General features: G+C 73.8%; 8 protein-coding genes. All 8 read right to left on the reverse strand.

Features of this window, described 5'->3' with window-relative positions; translation table 11 throughout:
• The coding region (locus PINTE_RS17995) for a Mur ligase domain-containing protein (protein WP_245643039.1) at positions 1–333 on the reverse strand (333 nt) is incomplete at its 3' end.
• The gene (gene murG, locus PINTE_RS18000; protein WP_068433519.1) at positions 330–1,436 is read right to left on the reverse strand and encodes an undecaprenyldiphospho-muramoylpentapeptide beta-N-acetylglucosaminyltransferase; all 1,107 of its coding nucleotides are present in this window, start codon (positions 1,434–1,436) and stop codon (positions 330–332) included. The genes murG and PINTE_RS17995, both read right to left, overlap by 4 nt.
• Positions 1,433–2,716 (reverse strand): putative lipid II flippase FtsW, encoded by a 1,284-nt coding sequence (gene ftsW, locus PINTE_RS18005; protein WP_245643040.1) that lies wholly within the window; start codon positions 2,714–2,716, stop codon positions 1,433–1,435. The genes murG and ftsW overlap by 4 nt, the downstream gene beginning before the upstream one ends.
• Positions 2,717–2,779: 63 nt before the next feature.
• Positions 2,780–4,321 (reverse strand): UDP-N-acetylmuramoyl-L-alanine--D-glutamate ligase, encoded by a 1,542-nt coding sequence (murD, locus tag PINTE_RS18010; protein WP_068433520.1) that lies wholly within the window; start codon positions 4,319–4,321, stop codon positions 2,780–2,782.
• Complete coding sequence (mraY, locus tag PINTE_RS18015; protein WP_068433521.1) at positions 4,321–5,406, reverse strand: phospho-N-acetylmuramoyl-pentapeptide-transferase; 1,086 nt, start codon at positions 5,404–5,406, stop codon at positions 4,321–4,323. Before mraY ends, murD begins: the two co-directional genes overlap by 1 nt.
• Complete coding sequence (locus tag PINTE_RS18020) at positions 5,403–6,890, reverse strand: UDP-N-acetylmuramoyl-tripeptide--D-alanyl-D-alanine ligase (protein WP_068433523.1); 1,488 nt, start codon at positions 6,888–6,890, stop codon at positions 5,403–5,405. The genes mraY and PINTE_RS18020 overlap by 4 nt, the downstream gene beginning before the upstream one ends.
• Positions 6,887–8,590 carry a UDP-N-acetylmuramoyl-L-alanyl-D-glutamate--2,6-diaminopimelate ligase gene (locus tag PINTE_RS18025; RefSeq protein WP_245643041.1) on the reverse strand — a complete coding sequence of 568 codons (1,704 nt, stop codon included), beginning with the start codon at positions 8,588–8,590 and terminating at the stop codon, positions 6,887–6,889. The genes PINTE_RS18020 and PINTE_RS18025 overlap by 4 nt, the downstream gene beginning before the upstream one ends.
• 10 nt (positions 8,591–8,600) lie before the next feature.
• Positions 8,601–10,857, reverse strand: a 2,257-nt coding sequence (locus PINTE_RS18030; protein WP_245643042.1) for a peptidoglycan D,D-transpeptidase FtsI family protein, incomplete at its 5' end; no start/stop codon positions are given.

Genomic DNA, 10,857 nt, shown 5'->3' on the forward strand with positions numbered 1-10,857 from the left:
CGCCTGCGAGCGGTGCAGCACCCGCAGCCCGGCGGCGCGGGCGGCGGCCAGCTCGACGTTGTCGTCGCGGATGGCCGAGGAGACGACGACGGTGTCGACGCCGTCGAGGTGAGCCGGGTCGTGGCCGACCCACACGACGGCTCCGTCGGCGCGCAGGGCGGCGAGCATCGCGGAGTCGCGGGCGTCGGAGCCGCTGACGGTCAGGCCGGCCTGCAGCAGCAGTCGGGCGACCGCGGACATGCCGGCTCCGCCGATGGCGAGGACGTGCACGCGGCCGAGGTCGGCGAGGGCCGGCACCGGGGCCTCGTAGTCGAAGCGGGCGCGCGCGCTCATGACCGGCTCCCCTGCCGCGCGGCGTAGGCCTCGTCGACGAGGTCGGCGAGCCGCTCGTCGGCGTGGCGTTCCCCGGCGGCGGCCGCGGCGGCGGCCATCGCGGCCAGGCGATCGGGGTCGCGCAGCAGCGGCGCGACGACCGAGCGCACCCACGCGTCGTCGACCTGGTCGTCGGGGGTGAGCAGCCCGCCTCCGGCGGCGACGACGTCGACCGCGTTGAGGCGCTGCTCGCCGTTGCCGATCGGCAGCGGCACGTAGATCGCGGGCAGCCCGACGGCACTCAGTTCGCACACCGTGTTGGCGCCGGAGCGGGCGACGACGAGGTCGGCGGCGGCGTAGGCGAGGTCCATTCGGTCGGCGTAGGCGCGCACGACGTAGCGGTCGGCCGGCGCCCCGGCGGGCTCGAACTCCTTGCCCTGCCCGCACAGGTGCAGCACCTGCACGTCGTCGCCGGCGACGAGGTCGGCGGCCGCCGCGCCGAAGGCGGTGTTGAGGCGTTGCGCGCCGAGCGAGCCGCCGGTGACGAGCAAGGTCGTGCGATCGGGGTGCAGCCCGAAGTACTCGCGGCCCTCGCGGCGGTGCGCGGCGCGGTCGAGGCCGGTGATCTCGGTGCGCAGCGGCATGCCGAGCACGCGGGCGTGCGGCAGCTGCGTGCGCGAGAAGGTCGTCGCGACGTACGGCGTGAGCCGCGCCCCGAGCCGGTTCGCCAGGCCGGGCCGGGCGTTCGCCTCGTGGATGACGATCGGCAGCCCGCGCCGGCGGGCGGCGAGGTAGGCGGGGGTGGAGACGTAGCCGCCGAAACCGACGACGACCTGGGCGTCCAGGTCGCGCAGGATCGCCTCGGTGCCGCTGACCGCGCCCCACAGGTCGCCCGGCAGCCGCAGCGCCGCCGCCGACACGCGGCGCGGGAACGCGACCTTGGGGATCGTCCGCAGTTCGTAGCCGCGCTCGGGCACGAGCCGGGCCTCCAGGCCGGTCGCGGTGCCGAGCGCCACGATCCGCGCCTCGGGCTCGCGACGCGTCAGCGCGTCGGCCAGCGAGAGCAGCGGCGAGACGTGGCCGGCCGACCCGCCTCCGGCGAGCAGGATGCGGGTGGGGCTCATCGACGACCTCCGGCGGCGAACACGGACAGGGTGCGGCGCACGACGTGCGGGCGGGCCGCCAGGGCGCGGCGGCACGCGGGCTCGTTGCGGGCGAAGGAGATCACCATGCCGAGGGCCGTCAGCGTGGTGACCAGGGCCGAGCCGCCGCTGGAGACCAGCGGCAGGGGCACGCCGATGACCGGCAGCACGCCGATGACCGAGCCGATGTTGACCATCGCCTGCACGAGCACCCACACCATGACGCCGGCGGTGGCGACCCGCACGAAGGGGTCGTCGGTGCGCAGCACGATGCGGTAGCAGGCCAGCGCCAGCAGCGCGAACAGCACGAGCACGGTGAGGGTGCCGGCGATGCCGAGCTCCTCGCCGATGATCGCGAAGATGAAGTCGTTGTGCGGCTCGGGCAGCCACAGCCACTTCTCCCGGCTGGCGCCGAGCCCGAGACCGCTCAGGCCGCCGTCGGCGAGGGCGAACAGGCCGTGCTGACTCTGCCAGCACTGGTGCACGTCGCTGCACGCGAGCCAGGAGTTGAGGCGGTGCATGCGGTTGCCGCTCATCGCGACCATGCCGATGACGCCGACGACGCCCACCCCGCCGGCGATCGCGAACAACCGGCCCGAGACGCCACTGGCCCACAGCAGCGCGGCGAGGATCGCCAGCAGCACCATCGCCGTGCCGAGGTCGTGCCCGAGCAGCACGAGGCCGACGACGGCGGCGCCCGACGGCACGAGCAGCGGCACGATCGCGTGCCGCCAGCGGTACAGGAGCTTGCGCTTGGTGGCGAGCACCCCGGCTCCGTAGATGACGAGCGCGAGCTTGCCGATCTCCGAGGGTTGCAGCTGCACCGGGCCGACCCGCAGCCAGTTGCGGTTGCCGAGCACCGTGACGCCCAGCGGGGTGAAGACGAGCAGCTGGAGGCAGATCGCGAGCAGCAGCAGCGGGATGCCGAAGCGCCGCCACGTGGCCACCGGCACCCGGCTGGCGATGACGGCGGCGACGACCCCGACGAACGCGAACTGCGCCTGCCGCAGGAAGACCCCGTAGCCGGAGCCGCCGCTGCGCATGGCCGACACGCTCGAGGCGGACAGCACCATGACCAGGCCGATGAGCAGCAGCGCGGCGACCACCGCGACGAGCAGGTAGTAGGTGCTCAGCGGCGACTCCAGCCGCTCCCAGAACGGGTGCGCGGCCGGCGGCATGCCGGCCACGGCCTCGTCGTCGCGGCGACGACGGCCGCCGCCGCCTCGGCCGGTGCGGGTGGAGCGAAGACCGGTCAGGCTCACGGGCGCCGCGCTCCCTTCGGGTGATCGGTGCGGTTCGGGCGGGTCACGGTCGAGCGACCCGGCTCACGACGGCGAGGCGCCCAGGTGGCGACGGACCGCGTCGGCGAACGCGTCGCCGCGGGCGCCGTAGTTGGCGAACATGTCCATCGACGCCGCCGCGGGCGCCAACAGCACGACGTCGCCGGGGCGGGCGTGCGAGGCGGCCGCCTCGACGACGAGGTCCATCGCGCCATTGTCGGTCTGCGGCACGTCGATGACGGGGACCTGCGGGGCGTGTCGAGCCAGCGCCTGCGCGATCTGCTCGCGGTCGCGACCGATGAGCACGACGGCCCGGAGCCGGTCGGCGGCGGTGCGCACGAGGTCGTCGACGTCGGCGCCCTTGAGCAGCCCGCCGGCGATCCACACGACGTGCTCGTAGGCGCTCAGCGAGGCCTGCGCCGCGTGCGTGTTGGTGGCCTTGGAGTCGTCAATCCAGGTGATGTCGGCGTCCGTCGCGACCGGCGCGATGCGGTGCGGCTCGGAGACGTAGCCGCGCAGCCCCTCGCGGACCGCGACCGGCGGCACCCCGTAGGCCCGGGCCAGCGCGGCCGCGGCCAGGGCGTTGGCGACGACGTGCGGCGCCGGCGGCACTCCGCCGCGGGTCAGGTCGGCGAGGGTGCCGAGTTCGGCGGCGCTCGTCTCCCGCTCGGCCACGAAAGCCCGGTCGGCGAGCACGTCGTCGACGAGCCCGACCATGGAGATCGCGGGCGTGCCGAGCGTGAACGCGACGGCCCGGGCGCCCTCGATGACGTCGGCGTCGACGACGAGCTGCTCGGTCGCCAGGTCCTGCGCGTTGTACACGCAGGCCACCTGGGTGTTCGCGTACACCTTGCCCTTGGCCTTCGTGTACTCCTCCAGCGAGCCGTGCCAGTCGATGTGGTCGGGCGCGATGTTGAGGCACACCGAGGCCAGCGGCGACAGCGAGCGCTGCCAGTGCAGCTGGAAGCTGCTCAGCTCGACGGCGATGACGTCGTACGGCTCGGGGTGCAGCACCGCCTCCAGGATGGGGGTGCCGACGTTGCCGGCGGCGGCCGCGCGCAGCCCGGCCGCCCGCAGCATCCCGGCGAGCATCGTCACGACGGTCGTCTTGCCGTTGGTGCCGGTGATCGTCAGCCACGGAGCCGGGTCGTGCTCCGGGCGCATCCGCCACGCCAACTCGACCTCGCCCCACACCGGCACGCCGGCGTCGCGGGCGGCGACCAGCAGCGGGTTGTCGGGCCGCCAGCCGGGCGAGGTGACGACGAGGTCGATGTCGGTCAGCAGGTCGGCGGGCCGCTTCATCGCGGCGACCGCCTCCTCGCCGAGCACGAGGTTCGCGTCGAGGATCCGCAGGATGTTCGCGCGCTCCTCGAGCGTCTGCCCGGAGCCGGTGTCGACGCCGAGCACGTGCACGCCCCGCTCGAGGAGGGCGTCGGCGGCGGCGAAGCCGCTGATGCCCAGGCCGGCGACGAGCACCCGCAGGCCGGCCCAGTCCGCGTCGCGGTGGGTCAGCCCGGGGCGTGGTTCGTAGGCGTCGGGACCGTCCTGCGCGTCCGCGGTGCCCGCCGTACCGTCGGTGCGGCTCATCAGGCTCCCCCGACCATCCACTCGGCGTAGAAGATCCCGAGCCCGAAGCCGACGCACAGCCCGGCGACGATCCAGAACCGGATGACGATCGTCACCTCGTTCCACCCGACGAGCTCGAAGTGGTGTTGCAGCGGGGCCATCCGGAACACCCGTTTTCGGGTCAGCTTGAACGACGCGACCTGGATGATCACCGACAGCGTGATCGCGACGAACAGGCCGCCGAGGATGACGATGAGCAGCTCGGTGCGGGTGACGATGGCGAGCCCGGCGAGCGCGCCGCCGAGGGCCAGGGAGCCGGTGTCGCCCATGAAGATCTTCGCGGGCGAGCCGTTCCACCACAGGAACCCGATGCAGCTGCCCATGAGCGCGGCGGCCAGGATCGCGATGTCGTGGGCGTGCGGCGTCGAGTAACACTTCAACGAGGTCGTCACCGGGTGACAGTTCTGGTTGAACTGCCAGATGCCGATGATGACGTACGCGCCGGCGACGAAGATCGCGGCGCCGGTCGCGAGGCCGTCGAGCCCGTCGGTGAGGTTCACCCCGTTGCTCGTTCCGGCGATCATGAGGTTGATCCAGACGACGAACGCGAACAACCCGAGGATCGGCCCGAGGGCCATGAGGTCGAGCGGGGTCTCCCGCACGAACGAGATCGCGGTCGAGCCGGGGGTGATCCCGTCGGTGTTGGGGAACTGCAGCACGAGCAGCGCGAACACCGTGCCGACGAGCAGCTGCAGCCCGAGTTTCTGCCAGGAACGCAGCCCGAGGCTGCGGGCCTTGCTGATCTTGATGTAGTCGTCGAGCCAGCCGACGATCCCCAGTCCGCACATGAGGAAGAGCACGAGCAGCGAGCTCGGCGACAGCGGGGTGATCGTCACCGTGTGCGCGAGCAGGTACCCGATGACGGTGGCGGCGATGATCACCGCGCCGCCCATCGTCGGGGTGCCGCGCTTGGTGTGGTGGGTCGTCGGGCCGTCGTCGCGGATGAACTGCCCGTACCCGCGCTTGACGAGGAAGCGGATGTACAGCGGGGTGCCGAAGAGGGCGACCGCGAGGGCCACCGCGTTCGCGACGAGTACGGACCTCACGCGTCCACCTCCGTGTGCACGGTCGTCAGCTGGTCTCCGAGGAACCGCAGGCCGCTGTCTCGACTCGACTTCAGCAATACGACGTCACCCTTGCGCAGCTCCGCGGTCAACAGGTCGAGCGCCGCGCCGGTGTCGTTAACCCAGCGTGCCCGCGTGTTGACGCCGGTGCCGCTCCTTGCGTAAGGCTCACCGTCCGGCGTGTCGGCGCCGGCCGCGATCGGCCGGGCGAGCTCGCCCACCGCCACGACCTCGTCGATGCCCAGCTCGCGAGCCAGCGCCCCCATCTCGTGATGGGCCGCCGGAGCGCCCGGCCCGAGCTCGAGCATGCCGCCGAGCACGGCCCACGTGCGCCGGGACTGCGCACCGTCTCCGTGCAGGTGCGCGAGCGTGCGCAGCGCCCCGGCCATCGACTCGGGGTTCGCGTTGTACGCGTCGTTGAGGATCGTCACCCCGTCGGGCCGCTCGTGCCGCTCCATGCGCCACCGGCTCGCGGGGTGGGCCGCGGCGAGCGCGGCGGCGATCTGGTCGACGGTCAGCCCGGCGTCCGCGGCCACGGCGGCCACCGCGAGGGCGTTCTCGACCTGGTGGCCACCGAGCAGCGCGAGCTGCACCGGCACGCCCGAGGCGTCGCCCACCTGCAGCGTGAACCCCGGTGCGCCGGAGGCGTCGAGCGCGATGTCGGTGGCCCGCACGTCCGCCCCCTCGCCGGAGCCGGTGCGCACGACGCGGGCGCCGGACGCGACGGGCATCGCGGACACGAGCGGGTCGTCGGCGTTGAGCACCGCGAGGCCGCCGGCCGGCAGCGCCTGCACGAGCTCGGCCTTGGCCGTGGCGATCACCTCGCGGGAGCCGAACTCGCCGACGTGCGCGGAGCCGACGTTGAGCACCACCCCGACGCTCGGGTGGGTCATGTCGGTGAGGTAGCGGATGTGCCCGATGCCGCGGGCGCCCATCTCGAGGATGAGGTAGCGCGTGTCGGGCGTGGCGCGGCACACGGTCAGCGGCACCCCGACCTCGGAGTTCAGCGAGCCGACGTTGGCGACGGTCGGCAGGTGCGACCCGAGCACCGACGCGAGCAGGTCCTTGGTCGTCGTCTTGCCGGAGGAGCCGGTGATCCCGACGACGACGAGCCCCTCGATGGAGTCGATGACGTGGGTCGCGAGCGCCGCGAACGCCTCCTGCACGTCGTCGACGAGCACGTACGGCAGGTCGTCGACGGGCCTGGTGACGAGGGCGGCGACCGCTCCGGCGGCCGCGGCCTGCGGGGTGTAGATGTGCCCGTCGGCGTGCTCGCCGATGCGGGCGACGTACAGGCCGCCCGGCCCGGCCTCGCGGGAGTCGGTGACGACCGGTCCGTCGACGACGACCTCGCCGGGGTCGCCGCTGCCTCCGGCGCTTGCGGTGCCCCCGTTGTCGCGACCACCGGCCGCCCCGACGGTCCCGCCGGTGACCTGCGCGATTCGGGCCAGACTCAACGGGATCAACGGTCTACCTCCGGGTCGGGGCGCGCAACGCCGCACAGGTTAGCCCAGGCGCGGCGGACCACCTGGACATCGTCGAAGGGCTTCACGACGTCACCGACGGTCTGCCCCTGCTCGTGGCCCTTGCCGAGCACGGCGACGACGCCCGCGGGGCGGCCGTCGTGTCCGGCGGCCAGGTCGACGGCCAGGTCGATCGCCGCCTCCCGGCCCGGCACCTCCCGCACCGTCTCGGCGTGCGGCGCGGCCTCCCGCGCGCCGCCGGCGACGCTGCCGCGGATCATCGCCGGGTCTTCGTGGCGGGGGTTGTCGTCGGTGACGACGACGAGGTCGGCGACGCGCGCGGCCGCGGCCCCCATGAGCGGGCGCTTGCCGTGGTCGCGGTCGCCGCCCGCGCCGAGCACCGCGACGAGCGGACCGCGGCTCAGCGGGCGCAGCGCCTGCAGCGTGGCCGCGATCGCGTCCGGGGTGTGCGCGAAGTCGACGTACGCGATCGGCGGCGACACCGCCTCCCCCGCGTCGGCGGCCGCCGGATCGAGCGGGGCCGGGGCGGGCGAGGTCTCGCGTGCGAGCTCGACGCGCTGCATGCGGCCGGGCACGGTGGCGGGCGCGTCGAAGGCGGCGACCACGCGCTCGACGGGGTAGCCCAGGTCGAGCAGCGCGATCACCGCGAACGCCGTGTTCGTCGCGTTGTGCGCGCCCGGCAGCCCCACCTTGACCCGCAGGTGCGTGCCGTCGGCGCCGGTGAGCAGCACCGCACCGCCGAGACCGGCTCCGTTGTTCTGCTCGCTGTGCTCCTCGGTCGCCTCGTCGGCGGGCACGGCGGTGATCGTCCAATCCGGCGCGTCTCCGTCGCCGGTGCCGGCCGCGTTGGCGACGGTCGTGACGGGGATCTGCGCCTGCGCGGCGAGCCGTCGCCCCCACTCGTCGTCGACGCAGACGACCGCGCGGCGGGCGCGCTGCGGCGTGAACAGCTGCGCCTTGGCCTCGAAGTAGGCCTCCATCGTGCGGTGGAAGTCGAGGTGGTCCTGCGAGAGGTTGGTGAAGATCGCGACGTCGTAACGCACCGCGTCGACGCGGTGCAGCGCGAGCGCGTGACTGGAGACCTCCATGCAGCACGCCCGGCAGCCGCTCTCGCGCATCACCGCGAGCAGCCCGTGCAGCTCGCTGGCCTCGGGGGTGGTGCGCACGCTCGGCAGCCGCTGCGACCCGACCCGGGTCTCGATCGTGCCGATGAGACCGGGGTGCTCCCCCAGCCGGCTCAGCGCGCCCTCGAGCAGGTACGCGGTGGTCGTCTTGCCGTTGGTGCCGGTGATGCCGATCATCACGAGGTCGTCGGCCGGTCGCCCGTAGACGGTGGCGGCGACCTCGCCGAGCACCCCGCGGGGGTCGGCGGCGAGCAGCACCGGCACGTCCACCCCGGCGTCGCGCGCGAGCCCAACGCCGGCCTCGTCGGTGAGCACCGCGACGGCGCCGGCGGCCACGGACTGGCCGATGAACCGGCCGCCGTGCACGTTGGCGCCGGGCAGCGCCGCGTACAGGTCACCGGGGCGCACGGCGCGGCTGTCGAGCGTCACCCCGGAGACGGTGACGTCCGGCGCGTCGCTCGACGGGCCGGTGCGCTGCAGGGTCACGCCGGAGACGGCATCGGCGATCCGGGCGATGCCGACGTCGAGGGCGCGCGAGGGGCGAGGGGTGGCGTTCACTGATCGCACGTTATCGCGCGGTGCCGGTCGAGGCGCCCTCCCCGGAGCCCCGTGTTGCGCTGCCCGTCGCCTGGTCGGTGCCATCGCCCTGGCGGCTGCTCCGGGCCGCGCTACCCGATGCGTCCGACGACGCGCCCGACGAGGTGCTCCGGGACGTCGACGAGCTGGTGGACTTCGACGAATCGGAGGACTTCGACGCACCCGAGGACTTCGACGACGAGCCGCTGGACGACACGCCGACGCGCGGGGCGGTCGGCGAGGAGCCGCCGACCCGCATCGGCCCGGCGGGCGGCAGCAGGCTGGGGTCGACCTTCTCGGCGTTGGCGGTGGGCTTGTCGCCGACCTGCAGCGGGAACGGGGTGCGCTGCACACCGGTCGGCGGGATGCCGTACTTCTGCAGCGCGTACGACATGACCTGCTGGAAGACCGGTCCGGCGGTGGCGCCGCCGTAGTAGCCGCCCTTCTTCGGGTTCTGCAGGATGACCGCGACGACGAGCTCGGGCTTGTCGGCCGGGGCGAACCCGACGAAGGAGGCGGTGTAGCCCTTGTACCCGCCGGCCTCCGAGTCGTAGCGCTGCGCGGTGCCGGTCTTGCCGGCCACCGGCACCCCGGCGATCGCGGCCTGCTGGGCGGTGCCGCTCGCGCCGACGACCGACTCCAGCATCACCGACAGGTCGGTGGCCGTCTGCTCCTTGAGCACGCGCGAACCCTGCGGCAGCGCCTGCGGGGTGACGGTGCCGTCGGCCGACGTGATGCTGTCGACGATCGAGGGCGGCACCCGCACCCCGCCGTTGGCGATGGTCTGGAACACCCCGGCGTCCTGGATCGCGGTCATCGACAGGCCCTGACCGAACATCACCGTGTAGCGCTGCGAGGGGTCCCACTCGTTCGACGGCTTCATGAGGCCGGCGGACTCGCCGGGAAAACCGACTCCGGAGCGCTCGCCGAGACCGAACGCCCGGAAGTAGTGCTCGAGCGTCGCGGGGTCGACCCGCTCCCCGGCGAGCAGCGTGCCGATGTTGCTCGACTGGGCGAGGATGCCGGCGGTCGTCAGGTACAGCGTCTTGTGGTCGTGCGAGTCCTTGAACGTGCGGTCGACGCGCTTGAGGCGGTTGGGCACCGTGAACGCCGTCGTCGGGTTGACCGCCCCGGTGTCGAGGGCCGCGCCGAGCGACATCACCTTCGCGGTGGAGCCGGGCTCGAAGACCTGCTGGAACGGCAGCGCCGAGAACTCGCTGTTCTTCGCGCTGCGGGTGACGGGGTCGAACCCGGGGTACTGGGTGACGGCCCGCAGCCGCCCCTTGACGTCCATGACGACGGCCGTGCCGGAGTCGGCGTCGGCCTCCTTCACCCGCTCCGCGATCGCGTTGTACGCGTACCAGGACAGGTCGTTGTCGAGGGTGAGCTTGAGATCGGAGCCGGGCACGGCCGGGGTGATCTGGCTGAAGCCCATCGGGATGACCCGGCTGTCGGCGGAGTACTCCCGCAGCGCCCGGCCGGGGGTGCCCTTGAGCTGCTCGTTGTGCAGCAGCTCCAGGCCGGCGCCGCTGCCGTTGACGGCCTGGCCGTCGGCGCCGACCCAGCCGAGCACGGGCGCGACCGGCGCGCCGCCGGGGTAGGTGCGCACCTCGGACAGCTCGCTGGAGATGCCGGGGATGCGCAGCGCCTCGATCTTGCGCCACGTCGCGGGCTCGAGGCGGGTGGCCAGCTGCACCCAGCGGGCGTCGCCGGTGAGCTTCTCCTGCAGCGCGGCTCGGTCCATGTTCAGCAGCGGGGCGAGGGCCTTGGCGGCGCCGGCCGCGCCGACGGTCTGGTAGTCGCCGTTGGCGTCGCGCACCTCGTACTCGCTGATGTTCACCTGGTCGGCGACGACGTCGCGGCGCTCGACGATGCCGGCGAGCGTCACGCCGTTGCTGTCGACGATGCGGCCGCGTTCGGCGGGCAGCGTCGACGGCTGCCCGGTGCGCAGGTCGCGGGCCTGCTCGGCGACCTCGGCCGCGTCGATGCCCTGCAGCCGCACGAGCTGGGCGGCGAACAGCGTGAAGACGAACAGCACCGCGAGGAACATCGCCCGCACGCGGTGCCGCGGGTTGGCCAGCGGCGCGCCGCCGGCGAGCGTGGCGCCGCCCCATCGACCGGAACCGCCCGAGCCGCCGGATCCCCCGTGCCCGCCCGAGCCACCCGAACCGCCCGAGCCACCGGACCCGCCCGGTCCGCGGGGCCCGCTCGGGCTCGGGCCTGCGGTCGTCGCCCCGCGGGACCGGCCG

This window comes from Piscicoccus intestinalis NBRC 104926 (genome assembly GCF_001515525.1).
Lineage (GTDB): Bacteria > Actinomycetota > Actinomycetes > Actinomycetales > Dermatophilaceae > Kineosphaera > Kineosphaera intestinalis.